At 67.2% G+C, this 15,584-nt stretch carries 17 protein-coding genes; 11 read left to right on the top strand and 6 right to left on the bottom strand.

Annotated elements, in window-relative coordinates:
• Nucleotides 1-56: 56 nt before the first annotated feature.
• Nucleotides 57-248 (bottom strand): 50S ribosomal protein L28, encoded by a 192-nt coding sequence (gene rpmB / locus PWF70_RS16355; protein WP_004023092.1) that lies wholly within the window; start codon nt 246-248, stop codon nt 57-59.
• Nucleotides 249-525: 277 nt separating this feature from the next.
• On the opposite strand from rpmB, the gene PWF70_RS16350 reads away from it, so the two are divergent.
• The 3 genes from PWF70_RS16350 to PWF70_RS16340 are packed head-to-tail and all read left to right on the top strand — an operon-like array spanning nt 526 to nt 5,272.
• Entirely contained in the window at nt 526-2,175 is a 1,650-nt protein-coding gene (locus PWF70_RS16350; RefSeq protein WP_042376366.1) for a DAK2 domain-containing protein, read from the top strand.
• Nucleotides 2,172-4,427 carry an ATP-dependent DNA helicase RecG gene (recG, locus tag PWF70_RS16345; RefSeq protein ID WP_042376365.1) on the top strand — a complete coding sequence of 752 codons (2,256 nt, stop codon included), beginning with the start codon at nt 2,172-2,174 and terminating at the stop codon, nt 4,425-4,427. The genes PWF70_RS16350 and recG overlap by 4 nt, the downstream gene beginning before the upstream one ends.
• A 56-nt stretch (nt 4,428-4,483) precedes the next feature.
• Nucleotides 4,484-5,272, top strand: a complete 789-nt coding sequence (locus PWF70_RS16340; protein ID WP_035751268.1) for an HNH endonuclease family protein — start codon at nt 4,484-4,486, stop codon at nt 5,270-5,272.
• Between the two features lie 6 nt (nt 5,273-5,278).
• Here the strand turns inward: PWF70_RS16340 and PWF70_RS16335 are convergent, their stop codons facing one another.
• From PWF70_RS16335 to PWF70_RS16320, 4 genes are all read right to left on the bottom strand, one after another.
• Nucleotides 5,279-5,617, bottom strand: coding sequence for a DMT family transporter (locus PWF70_RS16335; RefSeq protein ID WP_035751377.1), 339 nt, complete (start codon nt 5,615-5,617; stop codon nt 5,279-5,281).
• An 88-nt stretch (nt 5,618-5,705) separates the two neighbouring features.
• Nucleotides 5,706-6,311 carry a mycothiol-dependent nitroreductase Rv2466c family protein gene (locus tag PWF70_RS16330; protein WP_035751269.1) on the bottom strand — a complete coding sequence of 202 codons (606 nt, stop codon included), beginning with the start codon at nt 6,309-6,311 and terminating at the stop codon, nt 5,706-5,708.
• A 46-nt stretch (nt 6,312-6,357) separates the two neighbouring features.
• The gene (locus PWF70_RS16325; RefSeq protein ID WP_006359353.1) at nt 6,358-6,762 is read right to left on the bottom strand and encodes a DUF302 domain-containing protein; all 405 of its coding nucleotides are present in this window, start codon (nt 6,760-6,762) and stop codon (nt 6,358-6,360) included.
• Nucleotides 6,763-6,840: 78 nt separating this feature from the next.
• Nucleotides 6,841-9,003 (bottom strand): MMPL family transporter, encoded by a 2,163-nt coding sequence (locus PWF70_RS16320; RefSeq protein WP_042376364.1) that lies wholly within the window; start codon nt 9,001-9,003, stop codon nt 6,841-6,843.
• Between the two features lie 134 nt (nt 9,004-9,137).
• Here PWF70_RS16320 and PWF70_RS16315 point away from each other — a divergent pair, with 134 nt between their 5' ends.
• Complete coding sequence (locus tag PWF70_RS16315; RefSeq protein ID WP_006359351.1) at nt 9,138-9,428, top strand: metal-sensitive transcriptional regulator; 291 nt, start codon at nt 9,138-9,140, stop codon at nt 9,426-9,428.
• A 119-nt stretch (nt 9,429-9,547) separates the two neighbouring features.
• Here PWF70_RS16315 and PWF70_RS16310 read toward each other — a convergent pair whose 3' ends face one another.
• Entirely contained in the window at nt 9,548-9,784 is a 237-nt protein-coding gene (locus PWF70_RS16310) for a YgaP family membrane protein (RefSeq protein WP_006359350.1), read from the bottom strand.
• 111 nt (nt 9,785-9,895) lie between these two features.
• Here PWF70_RS16310 and PWF70_RS24230 point away from each other — a divergent pair, with 111 nt between their 5' ends.
• The 7 genes from PWF70_RS24230 (at nt 9,896) to PWF70_RS16280 (ending at nt 15,578) form a co-directional block, all read left to right on the top strand.
• Entirely contained in the window at nt 9,896-10,054 is a 159-nt protein-coding gene (locus PWF70_RS24230) for a DUF8730 family Cys-rich protein (RefSeq protein ID WP_488160741.1), read from the top strand.
• Between the two features lie 109 nt (nt 10,055-10,163).
• The gene (locus tag PWF70_RS16305) at nt 10,164-11,447 is read left to right on the top strand and encodes a glutamate-5-semialdehyde dehydrogenase (protein WP_042376363.1); all 1,284 of its coding nucleotides are present in this window, start codon (nt 10,164-10,166) and stop codon (nt 11,445-11,447) included.
• Complete coding sequence (locus PWF70_RS16300; RefSeq protein ID WP_006359348.1) at nt 11,447-12,370, top strand: AAA family ATPase; 924 nt, start codon at nt 11,447-11,449, stop codon at nt 12,368-12,370. Before PWF70_RS16305 ends, PWF70_RS16300 begins: the two co-directional genes overlap by 1 nt.
• On the top strand, nt 12,370-13,764 hold the full coding sequence (locus PWF70_RS16295; RefSeq protein ID WP_042376361.1) for a vWA domain-containing protein: 1,395 nt from the start codon (nt 12,370-12,372) through the stop codon (nt 13,762-13,764). Before PWF70_RS16300 ends, PWF70_RS16295 begins: the two co-directional genes overlap by 1 nt.
• A 30-nt stretch (nt 13,765-13,794) precedes the next feature.
• The gene (nadD, locus tag PWF70_RS16290) at nt 13,795-14,484 is read left to right on the top strand and encodes a nicotinate-nucleotide adenylyltransferase (protein ID WP_035751281.1); all 690 of its coding nucleotides are present in this window, start codon (nt 13,795-13,797) and stop codon (nt 14,482-14,484) included.
• A gap of 21 nt (nt 14,485-14,505) precedes the next feature.
• Nucleotides 14,506-14,868: a ribosome silencing factor gene (gene rsfS / locus PWF70_RS16285; RefSeq protein WP_035751282.1), complete on the top strand. Its 363-nt coding sequence runs from the start codon at nt 14,506-14,508 to the stop codon at nt 14,866-14,868.
• Entirely contained in the window at nt 14,865-15,578 is a 714-nt protein-coding gene (locus PWF70_RS16280; protein ID WP_006359344.1) for a histidine phosphatase family protein, read from the top strand. The genes rsfS and PWF70_RS16280 overlap by 4 nt, the downstream gene beginning before the upstream one ends.
• Nucleotides 15,579-15,584 lie beyond the last annotated feature (6 nt).

Here is a 15,584-nt window from a genome sequence, read left to right as displayed (position 1 = left end):
CATCGGGTCTTGTGCTCTCGGAACCCCAAGTCACCCGCATGCGGGTGAGGAGGAGATCAGACAGCTGCGGTCTTGCCGGCCTTCAGGCAGGAGGTGCAGACGTTCTTACGCTTGCGGTTGCCCGGGGCGACCTCGACGCGAACAGACTGGATGTTCGGGTTCCAGCGGCGGTTGGTACGGCGGTGCGAGTGAGACACCGACTTGCCGAAGCCCGGGCCCTTGCCGCAAATGTCGCAGACGGCAGCCATCGTCGAACTCCCTTGATAGATGAATATGGTCTCGTGGTCAGCCTTCCGGATCGGCACCACCGGAAGGTGTGCGCGTGGACCGAAAGGCAACCCTGCAAGGATAACCAGCTCGGGTGGGCGTGACCAAATCCGGGTCGGTGTGCCTCACCTCGTGGTGCGGACGTCCCCGGGTCGTCGGGGACGCCGAGTAATCTGACACACATCCTTCCGGCCAGTCCTGTCGGCCCGCGACCCAGCCCCGTCGTAAGCCCACGTCAGAGCGAGAAAGAGTCATCGCGTGATCGCCCGCACCATCAACCCGCAGCTGCTGCGCGACTGGGCTCGTGTCTGTGTCGACCGGCTCGAGGAGTCGCGGGGCGAGATCAACGACCTCAACGTGTTCCCGATCCCCGATTCGGACACGGGCAGCAACATGCTGTTCACCATGCGTGCTGCCGCGGAGGCCGCTGCTGCCGCGCCGGATGACGCGACGTTGCCGCAGGTCGCCCGTGCGATGGCCGACGGTGCGGTGGCACAGGCCCGCGGGAACTCGGGCATCATCCTGTCTCAGGTTCTCATCGGGATGGCCGACGGTGCGGAGATCCTCGGCGACACCGACTCCCTGACCTTCGGCGACCTGGCGTCGCTCGGCCTGCGCCTGGGATCGCTGGCAGCGACCCGTGCGGTCAGCGAACCTCGCGAGGGCACGGTGCTGACGCTGGTGCGGGTGGCCGCCGAGGCGGCCGCGGCGCATGAGAAGGAGACCGCCGCCGACATCGTCCGGGCCATCGCCGACGACTGCGCCGAGGCGCTCGAACGCACACCGGAGCAGTTGTCGGTTCTGGCGTCCGCAGGCGTTGTCGACGCCGGCGGTCGCGGATTCCTCGTGATCGTCGATGCAATGGTCCAGGTGATCACCGGTGTCGCGAACCGTCGACGCCGCTATCGGGGCATCCTCACCGACAGCGCGACCCTCGGACACGGTGTCGACGACTCGTGCGTGGAGAGCAGCGATCAGGACTTCGAGGTCATGTACCTGCTCGACGGCGCGGCCGGGGACCAGATCGCCGGACTGCGCGAACGGCTGAACGAACTCGGCGACGCCGTGGTCATCGTCGGCGACAGTTCGAGCGGCGAGGGCGAGCGCTTCTCCGTTCACGTCCACACCTGCGAACCCGGTGCCGCGGTGGAGGCCGGCGCGGGACTGGGGCGACTGTCGGATGTTCGCATCAGCTGTTTCGCACTGGATGCCATTCGCGCACAAGTCGATTCGAACGAGCCCCCGCCCCGGCACAAGCGTGCGGTGGTCGCGGTCACATCCGGTGAGGGTGCCGCTGACCTCTTCGCCGAGGCCGGGGCGACCGTACTCCGTGCCGACGACGGGCTGACCGCACGCGCGTTGGGGCAGGCGATCCGCGACACCGACAGTGCGCATGTCGTCGTGATGGCCAACGGCGCGTTGAGCTCTCAGGATCTGGTCACTGTCACCACCGAGGTGCGTTCGACGCAGCGGTCGGTGCTGATGCTCCCGACGTCGTCGATGACCCAGTGTCTGGCCGCGCTCGCGGTGCACGACCCGAGCGAGATCCCGGATGTCGACGCCTACGCGATGGCCGAGGCCGCCGCCGGTGCGCGGTGGGGGTCGCTGCAACTCGCGACCACCAAGATGATGACGCTGGCCGGGATGTCGGACGTCGGCGATGTACTCGGACTGATCGGCGACGACGTCCTGGTGGTGGCGCCCGATCAGACCTCCGCGGGCACCGCGCTCATCGACCTGATGCTCGCGACCGGCGGTGAACTGGTGACGGTGCTCGCCGGAACCGACGTCGACGAGGACGCGCTCGAGGCCGTCGGCGAGCAGATGCGCCGCAGTCACCCCGGTATCGAGCTCGCGATCTACCGGACCGGGCAGCGCAGCGATCTGCTGCAGGTGGGTGTCGAGTGAACGAACTCGCTCTGGCGGATTCGCTGTCCGACGTCCTCGGGTCCAAGCCGGCCGAGAAGCTCGCAGGACTCGGCGTGACAACGGTCGGGGAACTGCTGCGCTACACACCCCGTCGGTACATCCGGCGTGGTCTCGTGGCCGACCATCAGCGACCCGAGCCGGGGGAGTGGCTCACCATCGTCGGCCGGATCACCAAGTCCGACCTGATCCAGATGAAGAGTCGTCGCGGCCAGTTCCTCAAGGTCAAGGTCACCGACGACAACGAGGTCTACGAGGCGAGCTTCTTCAACCCGAAGTTCATCCGCCACCAGCTGCGCCCCGGGGCCCGGGTCATGATGGCCGGCACGGTCAAGTACTTCCGCGAGCAGATCCAGCTGTCGCATCCGGAGTGGATGATCCTGCCCGACGGTGATCCCGAGATCGAGGACCACGTCGTCGGCTCCAAGATGCTGACCGAGATGTACGCCGTCGAGGAGGAGATCGCCCGGGAAGAGGGTGCTCATCCGCTCGTTGCGATGTTCGACCGCGAGATCCTGCCGATGTACCCGGCGACCAAAGAGGTTCAGACCTGGGACATCCTGGGTGCGGTGCGCCGGGTTCTGGACCATTGCGCGCCGATCCCCGACGCGTTGACCGATGCGCAGCGTCGTGAGCGCGGGCTCGTCTCGACCGACGAGGCGATCCGCAAGATCCATCTGCCCGACTCCGAGGACGACGTGAAGGTCGCCTCGCATCGACTCAAATTCGATGAGGCGCTGGCGATCCAGACGGTGCTCGCACAACGACGCCTCGCGGGTCGCAGCGATTCGGCGCCGCCGTGCCCGCATGTGCCCGGCGGTCTCGAGGACAAGCTGCGCGAACGTCTTCCGTTCACGCTCACCGAGGGTCAGGTTGCGGTGGGAGAAGAACTCGCCGAGGATCTCGCGCTCGCGGAACCGATGTCGCGGTTGCTGCAGGGCGAGGTGGGTTCCGGTAAAACCCTCGTCTCGCTGCTCGCGATGCTGAGGGTCGTCGACAACGGATACCAGTGCGCGATCCTCGCACCCACCGAAGTGCTTGCCGCGCAGCATCACCGGACGATGAAGAAGATGCTCGGTGACCTCGCCGACGGAGGCGAGCTGACCGCGGCCGAGGGGGCGACCCGCATCGCCCTGCTGACCGGGTCGATGAAGACCAAGGGGCGACGCGAGACACTGCTCGACGTGGTGACCGGTACCGCGGGCATCGTCATCGGTACCCATGCCCTGCTCGAGGAGAAGGTCGAGTTCTTCGACCTCGGCCTCGTCGTGATCGACGAACAGCACCGGTTCGGCGTCGAACAGCGTGATGTGTTGCGCAACAAGGGGCGTGATGGTCGAATCCCGCACTTCCTGGTGATGACCGCGACGCCGATCCCGCGCACCGTCGCGATGACCGCCTTCGGCGACCTCGAGACGTCTGTCCTGCGTGAGCTTCCCCGCGGACGTCAGCCCATCTCGACGTCGGTGGTGCCGATGGGCCGGCAGAACTGGGTCGACCGGGTGTGGTCGCGTGCCAACGAGGAGATCGATGCCGGCCGCCAGGTCTATGTCGTCTGCTCGCGCATCGGCGACGACGACTCACCAGAACCCGAACCCGGCCCCGACGGCGAGAAGGGGCCGAAGACCACGTCGGTGGTCGAGCAGTACGAGGCCCTGGTGGCCGGTCCGTTCGCGCATCGTCGGGTGGAGATGCTGCACGGCCGTCTGGCGCCGGAGGAGAAGGCGGCGATCATGGACGCGTTCGGCCGCGGCGAGGTCGATGTCCTGGTGTCCACCACCGTCATCGAGGTCGGTGTGGACGTGCCCAACGCGACCACGATGGTCATCGTGGACGCTGAGCGGTTCGGTGTAAGTCAGCTCCATCAGCTGCGGGGCCGCGTCGGTCGTGGGCAGCATGCGGGGCTATGTCTGCTGATGACCAACAGCAACGAGATCTCCCAGTCGATGCAGCGCCTGCGCGCGGTCGCCGGGTCGAACGACGGCTTCGAACTCGCCCGCGTCGACCTCGAGCAACGTCGCGAAGGTGACCTGCTCGGTTCGTTGCAGTCCGGTGTCAACACCTCGCTGCGGTTCCTGTCGCTTCTCGAGGACGTCGAGGTGATCGAAGACGCTCGCGGACTCGCGGAGGACGTCGTGAGCGAGGACATCACGCTGTTGCATCACCGGCCACTGGCCGATCTCGTCGACGGGATTCTGGTTCCGCAGAAAATCGCGTATCTCGACAAGTCCTGACCGGCGGTCGCTACCCGCTTGTGGAACCGTGCGGGACCGCATTACGTCAAAGTCCCATGGTCCTTCACGAGGCGACGTTCCGTTCGCCGACGCTGCGGCGGTTGCGTATGCGTCTGCGGTGGATCGGCCGGAACGGTTCGGCATCCGGGTCGTGGTCGGCGAGGCAGTGGTGGTTGCTGGTCTTCGCGGTGGTCACGGCGATCGTGGTCGCGGTGGGGTCGGGTGGCTTCGGTCCGCGCCCCGACACCGACCCGCGGGTGCGGGCCACGGCGCGAGAAGCACTGGCGCGCTTGGCGTCCATCCCCGTGTACGCGCAGCGTCCGGACCGCGACGACTACGACCGGAGGGCGTTCGGCTCGGCGTGGACGGATGCGGTGGCCGTGGCCGGCGGTGGCAACGGATGCGACACCCGCAACGACATCCTGGCCCGCGATCTGCAGGACATCCGGGCCGGACCGGTCCCGAGTTGCCCGAGAGCGGTTGTCGCCGGGGAGTTCCGGAGTCCGTACAGCGGCGAGTTCGTTGTGTTCCGTCGTGACCGTGGGGCGTCGACCGTGCAGATCGATCACATCGTGCCGCTGGCCTACGCCTGGGACATGGGCGCGTGGTCGTGGGAATTCGGCCGACGACTCGAGTTCGCGAACGATCCGGCCAACCTGGTCGCCGTCGACGGGGCGTCGAATCAGGACAAGAGTGACTCGGAACCGGCGCGCTGGATGCCGCCGGCGCGCGGGTTCTGGTGTCAGTACGCGATCCAGTTCGTGACCGTCAGCGTGACATACGGTTTGACGATCGACGTGGAGTCACGGGAGGTGCTCGCCGACGCGCTCCGTTGCGCCGGTTGACGTGATTCAGGCGGTTTCGCCACCGGATGCGTTGTGCAGCAGATTCAATCCCACGACGCCGACCAGGATGAGTAAGATGCACCCGAGACGGGCGAGTCCGGCGGGTTCGCGGAGGAACAGCATGCCGTAGAGGGCGGTTCCGACCGCGCCGATACCGACCCACACCGCGTAAGCGGTGCCGAGCGGGATCGAGCGGATCGCGTAGGCCACACCGGCCATGCTGCCGACGACACCGACGACGAAGATGACCGTGGGCCACAACCGGGTGAAGGTATCGGACTTCTCCAGCGCCGCCATGTAGACGATCTCGATCAGTCCGGCGGTCACCAACACAACCCACGGCACGTCCGACACTCCTCACCAACCCGGCTCCACACTCGTTCGTCACCCTAAGTGCGGCCGGGCCGGTCCGCTGGCCGAGCGCTCGACCAGGTCAGGCCGAGAACGTCGGTCGCCCACCCGTGGGACGCTTGAGCTGCGAGAACGCTGAGGTGGCACCGATTGTGGTGATCGCGGAGTAGAGCGCCTGCGCCTCGTCGCCGGTAGGGATGTCGGAGAGCACCGGGCCGAAGAAGTGAGTGCCGTTGATGCCGGTGATGGGGCTGCCGCCGGTCTCTCCCAGTGCTTCCTGGCTCCGCTGGTGCGCTGTTCCCAGTGTGTCGTCCCACGAGTCGTCGTCCATGGCGTCGGCCAATTCGGGAGGGAGCCCGGCCTCGGCGAGGATCTCGGCGACCACAGCGGGGGTCATCTCATCACCGGCGTGGTGGATGCGGCGGCCCATCGCTGTGTAGAGCGGCTCAACCGAATCGGCGCCGTTCTTCGCGATGGCGGCCATGAAGACCCGGCCGAGACGGCGCGAGGTGTCCCATTGCCGGCGCTGCTGGTCCGACGCGGGCTCCCGATCCTCGTTCAGGACGGCCAGGCTCATCACGTGCCAGGCGACGGTGTCATCGTGTCTCTCGGCCTGGTCGGTGAGCCATCGCGATGCGGCCCATGCGAAGGGGCACACGGGATCGAAGTAGAAGTCGAAGCGGGTCATGACAACTCCTGTCGTGTCAGGGGATTCTTTTCCGGGGTCGTCGGGGTCAGGACTGATCCGACAGGGCGTCGATCGCGGCCTGCAGCTTCGTGGCGGCGTCGCGCGCGACGGACTCGAGGTCGGGCTCTCCCGAGACCTGAACCATCAGAGCCGGATTCATCGCCTCCACGAGTGTCGTGCCGGGGTGGTCCGGGTCCGACCGGACGACGACATTGCACGGCAACAACAATCCGATCTGACGTTGGACCCCGAGTGCTCGGTGGGCCAGAGGCGGATTGCAGGCGCCCAGGATCAGGTACGGCTCCATGTCCTCGTCGAGCTTCTTCTTCAGGGTGGCCTGGACATCGATCTCGGTGAGGACGCCGAAACCCTGGTCGGCGAGCGCGGCGCGCGTGCGTTCGACCGCTTCGTCGAAGGGGACGCTCATCGTGGTGCTGAGTGCGAGTGACATTGTCTTCCTTTCATATCGGCCCCGTCCCGGGCCACACGGGTTGTCATCCGTTGGCCCGGGACGGAACCGGTTCGGGGGTCAGTGCGCGAAGCTGATCTTCGGGAGGACGCGACGCAACCAGGCGGGTGACCACCATGCGGCGCGGCCCGTGATCCGCAGCATTGCCGGAAGCAGGGTGAGGCGGATCAGAACGGCATCCAGCAGGACGGCGACACCGAGGATGATGCCCATCTCCTTCGGGGGGAGAGGTTCGGCCAGGGCGAAGGTGAAGAACACCGCCACCATGACCGCTGCCGCGGCGAAGATGATCCGGCCGGAATGGGCCATCCCGTCGACCTGGGCACTTGTTGCGCTGTCGGACCGCTCGAAGTGTTCCTTCGTGGTGGCGAGCAGGAAGACCGTGTAGTCCATCGCGATCGCGAAGATCATCGCGAAGAAGAACACCGGTCCCCACCCGTCGAGGAAGCCCTGGGGTGTGAAGCCCAACAGGTCCGCGAGGTGGCCGTCCTGGAAGATGAGCTTTGCCACGCCGAAGGCAGCTGCCGTCGACAACAGGCTGACCACGGTGCCGATCAGGGCGATCAGCGGTGCCTGCAGCGAGACCAGGAGCAACACGAAGCCCAGGATGAGGATGACGGCGACGACCAGCGGGAAGTAGTCGTTCAGGGCCTGCTGGAGGTCGAGGTTCTCGGTGGGTGCGCCACCGACCAGTGCATCGCTCGGCAGGGCGCCGCGCAGGTCGTCGACGATCGTGCCCATCTGCTCATCGGACGGGTCGACTGACGGAAGTGCCTGCATGAGAACGTAATCGGAGCCGTCAGCGGCGGGCATCGGAGGGGTCACCATCTCGATCCCCGGCGACTTGGAGGCGATCGCGGCGGTCTGCTGCGCCTCGCCGGCGGGTGCGACGATCTGCAGCATGCCGGGTGCGCCCTCGCCCATCTGTGACTGGACGAGTTCGTAGCCCTGACGCACCGGCGCGTCCTCGGGGACGACGGTGATCGACGGCATCGCGACCTTCAGGCCGAACACCGGGATCGACAGCGCGATGAGAACAGCGAGGGAGCCGGCGGCCACCGTCCAGGGGTGACGGTGCAGGAAGAGTCCCCAGCGGGCGAACACGGGTGAACGGTGTCGCTGGCGGCGGGCATACGGCAACGACACCGCATTGACCCGGGGACCCAGCTTGCCCAGTGCGGCGGGCAGCAAGGTCAGGGTGGCGGCCAGGACGAAGACGACGGCGAGCATGATGCCCACGGCCATCGTGCGCACCGCGGGTGCGGGAACCAGCAGCACCGCCGACAGGCTCACCAGGACGGTGATGCCGGAGAGCAACACCGCTTTTCCTGCGGTGTCCATGGTTTCGGCGACCGCGGCACGCATGTCGTCGGCGTGGCCGCGGATCGCATCGCGGAAGCGCGACACGATGAACAGTGCGTAGTCGATGCCCAGGGCCAGGGCGAACATCATGGCGAAGTTGATGGCCCACACGGAGATCGGGGTGACCTGGTTGAGGAGGACCAGTCCGCCCGCGGATGCGACGAGTCCGGCGATGGTCAGCAGCAGAGGGAGTCCGGCAGCGACGAGCGATCCGAAGGCGAGCACCATGATGGTCAGGGTGACGGGCCAGGAGAACAGTTCGGCCTTGATCATCGCGTCGTGATTGGCCTTGTTGAAGTCACTCCACAACGCCGACGCGCCGGTCGGATAGACCTCGACGCCGTTGCCGGACAGACCGGTCAGCTCGTCTTTGTGTTCGTCGACCGCCCGCACCATGTCGTCGGTGTTGGCGGCAGCGCCGATGAGGACGATGCCGGTGTGACCGTCGGGGCTGATGGACATCCCCGGTTGTGGTGGCACGACCTGGGCGAATCGGTCATCGGTCGCCGCGAGTTCGGTGATCTGTCCGACGACGGCCTGGACCGTGGGGCTCTCGACGCGGTCACGGTCGGAGTGGACGACCACCTGGACCGCCGCCGAGGAGTTTCCGCCGAAGTGTTGCTGGGCCAGCTCGCGGACCTGGACGGACTCGGACCCGTTGGCCTGCCATCCGGCGCCGGCGAGGGAGGAGAACACCGAGGGTGCCGCCGCTCCCAGGACCACCAGGAGCAGGACCCAGACGCCGAAAACCCAACGGGCGCGACCCGCCATCGTCGCGCCCCAGCGTCCGAGGAGCCCGGCTGTGGGACCCGAGGTATCAGGTGCTGCTTCGTCTTCGGACAAGGCCGAATTCGACGACATGAGAATCCTTTCGTTTTATACCCCTAGGGGTATCCGATCTGGCGTCGAACATACCCCTGGGGGTATCCTTGGGTCAAGGGGCCGATATCGATCGGTTGCGGAAACGGTGGAATGCCGAGACAGGAGAGGTCGGAATGACCAGTGATGTGAGGGTCCGTGCGGCCGTCGACGACGAGGCTATGGGTGCTGTCCTGAATCGGCTTCGACGCGCTCAGGGCCAGCTTGCGGGCGTGATCGCCATGATCGAGGCGGGTCGGGACTGCACGGACGTGGTCACGCAGCTCGCAGCGGTGTCACGAGCTCTGGATCGTGCCGGCTTCAAGATCGTGGCGTCCGGGATGCGGCAGTGCGTCGAGGCTGTGGACGGTGAGCGGGCCCCGCTGTCGGAGGCGGAGCTGGAGAAGTTGTTCCTCGCCCTGGCGTGAGGGGCGGGCCCGGACGCCCGCCGGGTGACGGTTACGGGAACGGAAGAGGGGGGCCGAGGAATCGGCCCTCCCTCTTCGATGATCGTCGGATGGGTGTTCGCGGGTCGGGTGCTGGGCCCTCAGCGTGGACATGAGGCGCGCGGGAGTCCGGCCTTCGCCATGAGCAGGCTGGCCGGGCACCACCCGACCGCGCTGTAGAGCAGCAGATTCGCGGCCACGAAGAGGGTGAGCACGGTCCACCACGGGGACACCGTCAGCACGAGGATGACGCTGACCGTCACCATCACGCCCGCAAGCGCGGGCACCATCCGCTCCACGGTCGATCGGGGCTGGTGGGTCTCGGTTGTGGGGGTCATGGGTTCTTCTTTCTGTTCCGGGGTCGTCTGACTGTCAAGGGACGATAACTCTGACCAATATACCCCCTGGGGTATAGTTACGGCGAGTGCAGACGAAAGGACTCTCAGAACATGTGTCAACCGGTGACCTGTAGAACGTGTGGCAAGACCACCTGGTCGGGCTGTGGTCGTCATGTCGACGCCCTCAAGCGCCGCGTCCCCGACTCCCAGTGGTGCGACGGGCACGCGAAAGAGTCGTCCCGACGCTCGAAGTGGTGGTCCCGCGCCTGACCGGACCGGATCTCTTTGGGGACGTGCGCGGCCCGGCGCTACTCTTGAGAACGGCATATCTCCCGCGACGACCTCGTCGCGGCGACCACCCGCGAAGTCGAGGAAGTTGATGAGCGCACCCACCGCAGAGCCCTCCGTCGCAACAGGCGAGTCCGACACCGAGAAGGTCGTCCTCGGACTCGCCAGAGCTGCGAAATCGGCATCCCGCTCGCTGGGTGGACTGACGACAGCGGACAAGAACGACATCCTGCTCGCGGCAGCCGACGCCATCGAGGCCGCCACGGAGACGATCCTCGCGGCCAACGCCGAGGACATCAAGCGCGCCGAGGAGGCGGACACCGAGGCGAGCCTGCTCGATCGTCTCCGTCTCGATGCAGCCCGGGTCGTCGGCATCGCGAACGGTCTGCGGCAGGTCTCGGTCCTGCCCGACCCCATCGGTGAGGTCGTCGCCGGCAAGACCCTGCCCAACGGACTCCAGCTCCGACAGCTCCGGGTTCCCCTCGGTGTCGTCGGCATCGTCTACGAGGCGCGTCCCAACGTCACGGTCGACGCGTTCGGCATCGCCTTCAAGTCGGGCAACGCGGTGCTGCTCCGCGGATCGTCGTCGGCTCGGTCGTCGAACGCCGAACTCGTCCGCATCCTGCGGGAGACCCTGTCCTCCAAGGGACTCAGCGCCGACGCGGTGTCGTTGCTGCCCAGCGAAGATCGCTCGAGCGTCACCGCACTCATCCGCGCCCGCGGGCTCGTCGACGTCGTGATCCCGCGTGGCGGTGCCGGACTCATCGAGGCCGTCGTCTCCAACGCGACCGTCCCGACCATCGAGACCGGCGTCGGCAACTGCCACGTCTACGTGCACGCGCTCGCCGACCTCGACGTCGCCGTCCGCGTCATCCTCAACTCCAAGACGCGCCGGCCGAGTGTCTGCAACACCGCCGAGACCGTCCTCGTCGACAAGGCCGTCGCCGCAGACGCGCTGCCCCGGATCACCCAGGTGTTGCAGTCCCAGGGCGTCGTCATCCACGGCGACGAACCCGGCATGGAACCGGCCACCGAGGACGACTGGTACAAGGAGTACCTGTCGATGGACATCGCGCTGAAGGTCGTCGACGATCTCGACGCCGCGGTCTCGCACATCGACACCTACGGCACCGGGCACACCGAGGCGATCATCACCACCGACCTCGCGGCCGCGGACGAGTTCACCCGCCGCGTCGACGCCGCCGCCGTCATGGTCAACGCCTCCACCGCCTTCACCGACGGCGAGCAGTTCGGGTTCGGCGCCGAGATCGGCATCTCCACCCAGAAGCTGCACGCGCGCGGCCCGATGGGCCTGCCCGAACTGACCTCCACCAAGTGGCTGGTCTGGGGCAACGGCCACGTTCGGCCGGCCTGATGACGACCCCTGCCGAGTACACCGCCTCCGGACCGCAGGTCGTCCCGTCGTTCACGTCGGTCGACGACGTCGTCTCGAAGCTGCGTGAGACCGGCTACCTCGCCGACGACGCCACCGCGACGTCGACCTTCCTCGCCGACCGGCTCGGCAAGCCGCTGCTGGTCGAGGGGCCCGCCGGTGTCGGCAAGACCGAACTGGCCAAGTCGATCGCCGCGGCCACGGACGCCGAACTCGTCCGCCTGCAGTGCTACGAGGGCATCGACGAGGCGCGGGCACTCTACGAGTGGAACCACGCCAAGCAGATCCTGCACATCCAGTCCACCGGCAACCGCGCCTGGGAAGAGGCGAAGACCGACATCTTCTCCGACGAGTTCCTGCTGCCGCGTCCGCTGCTGAAGGCGATCTCGCGCGAGGGCCCGACCGTGCTGCTGATCGACGAGGTCGACAAGGCCGACGTCGACATGGAAGGTCTGCTCCTCGAGGTCCTCAGCGACTTCGCGATCACCATCCCCGAGATGGGAACGGTTGCCGCGCAGCGTCGCCCGATCGTGTTGCTCACCTCGAATGCCACCCGTGAACTGTCCGAGGCGCTCAAGCGTCGTTGTCTGTACCTCTACATCGACTTTCCCGACGCCGAGCGGGAGAAGGAGATCCTCGCATCGCGGGTACCGAATCTGTCGGCGTCGCTGAGCGCGGAGCTGGTGCGCATCGTCGGCGTGCTGCGGACGCTGGACATCCGCAAGAAGCCGTCGGTGGCCGAGACGATCGACTGGGCCAACACCTTGCTCGCACTCGGTGCGGGTGAGCAGGCCGACACCAAGCGCGGCGGCCTCGACGACGGCCTCATCGCGCGCACGCTCGGTGTGGTGCTCAAGCACCGGCCCGATCTGAAGACGGCTCTCAAAGAACTCAAGCTGGGCTGATGACGACTCCGCTCGTCGCGCACCTCACCGACTTCGTCGACGAGCTGCGCCGTCGCGGGATCGTCGTCGGGCCGTCGGCCCTGATCGACGCGGCGAGCGCGATGGAGGTCCTCGACCTGCTGGAGCGCTCCCACCTCCGCGAGGGTCTGGCGACGACGCTGCTCGTCGACAATTCGCATCGCGGGGTCTTCGACCGCGTCTTCGATCTGTGGTTCCCGGTGGGCGCGGGGATGCGCACCATCACCGAGGACCTGCCGCGCGACGAGGACGGCAACCTCGACGTCGAGGCGGTACGGGACGCGCTCGCGGAGATGCTGGCCGACGACCCGGCGGCCGGTGACGGTCGACTCGAGCAGGCGATTGCGATGATCGTCGACGAGCTGGGACGCTATGGCTCGACGAAGGGTGAGGCCTTCTCGGCTTACCAAGCGATCTCCGCGGTGAGCCCGCAGACGCTGATCGCCAAGATCGCCGCGGCGATGGCCGGGGACGGCGAGGGCGACGCGGGCCGGCCGGGCACGGAGCCGCTGTACCGGCAGGCCGCCCGGCAGAAGGCCGCCGATCTGCGGGCCGCGATCGAACGCGAGACGCAGCGTCGGATGGCCGACCGCAACGGCCGTGACAAGGTCGGCGCGTACGCGGTGCCGCCGCTGCCGGAGAACGTCAACTTCCTGTCCGCGGGCGCCAAGGAGCAGGTGGAGATCCGCAAGACCATCGAGCCGCTGGCCCGGCTGCTCGCGGCGAAGCTCGAGACGCGACGACGCCGGGCCCATCGCGGTGCGGTGGACGTGCGCAAGACCCTGCGTGCGTCGATGTCCACCGGCGGTGTCCCGATCGAACTCAGTCACCGCAAGCCGCGTCCCGGCCGCCCGGAGCTGATCATCATCTGCGACGTGTCGGGGTCGGTCGCCGGGTTCAGCCAGTTCACCCTGCGACTGGTGTACGCACTCCGGCAACAGTTCTCGAAGGTGCGGGTGTTCGCGTTCGTCGACACCGTCGACGAGGTGACCGAGTTCTTCGACCACGGCGAAGAGGACTTCGGTGCGGCGATGCACCACATGATCTCGACCGCACGGATCTCGACGCGCGACGGGCATTCGGATTACGGGAACATGCTCGCCGGCTTCGTGGGCGACTATGCGGAGACGCTGACGCATCGGGGAGCGCTGCTGGTCCTCGGCGACGGCCGTAACAACTATCACGATGCGCACGTCGATGCGCTCGCCGAACTCGTCGAACGTGCCCGTCACGCCTACTGGTTGAATCCCGAGGCGAAGGAGCATTGGGGGACCGGTGACTCGGCCGCCACCGATTACGCGGAGGTCATCGACATGTTCGAATGCCGCAATGCGACGCAGCTCGGCACGGTCATCGCCGACCTGCTGCCGATCTGAGCGCGGCGTCACCGCGTAGACTGACCGTCCATGTCAACCGACCGCCATCGTGCGCGCCGCATCGGCGTGATGGGTGGCACGTTCGACCCGATCCACAACGGGCACCTGGTGGCGGCGAGCGAGGTCGCTCATCGCTTCGAACTGGATGAGGTGATCTTCGTCCCGACCGGGCGCCCGTGGCAGAAGCTGGGCGAGCACACGACGGTGAGTCCGCCCGAGGACCGGTACCTGATGACGGTCATCGCGACGGCGTCGAATCCGCAGTTCAGCGTGAGTCGCGTCGACATCGACCGGGACGGCGACACCTACACCGTCGACACGTTGCGCGATCTGCGGAAGCAACTGCCGGACGCGCAGCTGTACTTCATCACCGGCGCCGATGCGCTGGAGTCGATCCTGTCCTGGCAGGATTGGGAGGAACTGTTCGACCTCGCTCGCTTCGTGGGCGTGAGCCGGCCCGGCTACGAGCTCGACGCCACCCATCTGGCCCAGCATCTCGCGCAGATGCCGGACGACACGCTGCACCTGCTGGAGATCCCGGCGCTGGCGATCTCGTCGACCGAATGCCGCACACGTGCGGCGCAGGGTCGTCCGGTCTGGTACCTGGTGCCCGACGGCGTCGTGCAGTACATCGCGAAGAGGAAGCTGTATCGTGCGCCTCGGGCGTCGTCGCCCGGGGTGTCCGCGCCGGGAGCGGAGCGAGCGGGTGTCGAGCCCTGAGGGAATTTCGAGAGGACTTGTGTGACTGCGTCAGCTGAAGCGTTGGAGATGGCCAAGGTGGCTGCTCTGGCGGCCGCGGAGAAGCTCGCCCATGAGGTGACGGTGATCGATGTGTCGGAACAGTTGGTGATCACCGACGCCTTCGTCATCGCGTCGGCGGACAACGAGCGACAGGTCAATTCGATCGTCGACGAGGTCGAGGAGAAGTTGCGCGAGGCCGGGCACAAGCCGCTGCGTCGCGAGGGCACCCGTGAGGGGCGTTGGGCGCTGCTCGATTACGCCGAGATCGTCGTGCACATCCAGCACACCGACGAGCGCCGCTTCTACGCGCTGGAGAGTCTGTGGAAGGACTGCCCGGTCGTCGAGGTCGAAGGACTTACGTGAGCGGGGGTCCCGACACCCACGACACTTCGGTCGAGCGTCTGACCCCGGTCGTCCGGCGGCTGATCCTGTTGCGCCACGGGCAGACCGAGTACAACGCGGGCAGCCGTATGCAGGGCCAGCTCGACACCGACCTCTCCGAGCTGGGTGTGCGGCAGGCGAATTCGGCCGCGAACGAACTGGCGAAGCGGCAACCGCTGGTGATCTGGTCGTCGGACCTGAAGCGTGCCCGCGACACCGCGGAGGCTCTCGCACAGCGGACCGGCCTTCCGGTGACAACCGATGTGCGCCTTCGTGAGACGCATCTCGGCGAGTGGCAGGGTCTGACGCATCTCGACGTCGACGAGGTCATGCCGGGCGCACGGGCGGTGTGGCGCGACGACGCGACCTGGACGCCGCCGGGTGGCGAGAGCCGCGTCGACGTGGCGAGGCGCTCCACTCCGCTGGTCGACGAGCTGATCGAGCAGTTGCCGGACTGGGGTGTCGGCGACAATCCCGAGGCGCCGGTGGTGCTGGTGGCCCATGGTGGGGTCATCGCGGCGATGACCGCGGCGCTCCTCGGTCTGCCGGTGGACAACTGGCCGGTCTTCGGTGGTCTCGCGAACACCAGCTGGGTGCAGCTGTCGGGCCATGGTGTGCCCGGCGACCTTCCGCGGTGGCGGCTCGACGTGTGGAACGCGTCGGCCGAGGACTCGGACCCCGCCGTTCAGTGACCGACG

It is taken from the genome of Gordonia sp. Swx-4, from assembly GCF_030316175.1.
Lineage (GTDB): Bacteria > Actinomycetota > Actinomycetes > Mycobacteriales > Mycobacteriaceae > Gordonia > Gordonia alkanivorans.
The sequence above is the reverse complement of the archived record's forward strand: the minus strand, read 5'-3'. Positions and strand labels throughout refer to the sequence as shown.

What these genes read in the sequence shown, in the direction of transcription:
- PWF70_RS16315 (WP_006359351.1), top strand. Translation starts at nt 9,138, where the DNA reads ATGACCAGTGATGTGAGGGTCCGTGCGGCCGTCGACGACGAGGCTATG.
- PWF70_RS16310 (WP_006359350.1), bottom strand. Translation starts at nt 9,784, where the DNA reads ATGACCCCCACAACCGAGACCCACCAGCCCCGATCGACCGTGGAGCGG.
- PWF70_RS16305 (WP_042376363.1), top strand. Translation starts at nt 10,164, where the DNA reads ATGAGCGCACCCACCGCAGAGCCCTCCGTCGCAACAGGCGAGTCCGAC.
- PWF70_RS16340 (WP_035751268.1), top strand. Translation starts at nt 4,484, where the DNA reads ATGGTCCTTCACGAGGCGACGTTCCGTTCGCCGACGCTGCGGCGGTTG.
- PWF70_RS16330 (WP_035751269.1), bottom strand. Translation starts at nt 6,311, where the DNA reads ATGACCCGCTTCGACTTCTACTTCGATCCCGTGTGCCCCTTCGCATGG.
- PWF70_RS16300 (WP_006359348.1), top strand. Translation starts at nt 11,447, where the DNA reads ATGACGACCCCTGCCGAGTACACCGCCTCCGGACCGCAGGTCGTCCCG.
- PWF70_RS16320 (WP_042376364.1), bottom strand. Translation starts at nt 9,003, where the DNA reads ATGTCGTCGAATTCGGCCTTGTCCGAAGACGAAGCAGCACCTGATACC.
- nadD (WP_035751281.1), top strand. Translation starts at nt 13,795, where the DNA reads ATGTCAACCGACCGCCATCGTGCGCGCCGCATCGGCGTGATGGGTGGC.
- PWF70_RS16325 (WP_006359353.1), bottom strand. Translation starts at nt 6,762, where the DNA reads ATGTCACTCGCACTCAGCACCACGATGAGCGTCCCCTTCGACGAAGCG.
- PWF70_RS16295 (WP_042376361.1), top strand. Translation starts at nt 12,370, where the DNA reads ATGACGACTCCGCTCGTCGCGCACCTCACCGACTTCGTCGACGAGCTG.
- PWF70_RS24230 (WP_488160741.1), top strand. Translation starts at nt 9,896, where the DNA reads ATGTGTCAACCGGTGACCTGTAGAACGTGTGGCAAGACCACCTGGTCG.
- rpmB (WP_004023092.1), bottom strand. Translation starts at nt 248, where the DNA reads ATGGCTGCCGTCTGCGACATTTGCGGCAAGGGCCCGGGCTTCGGCAAG.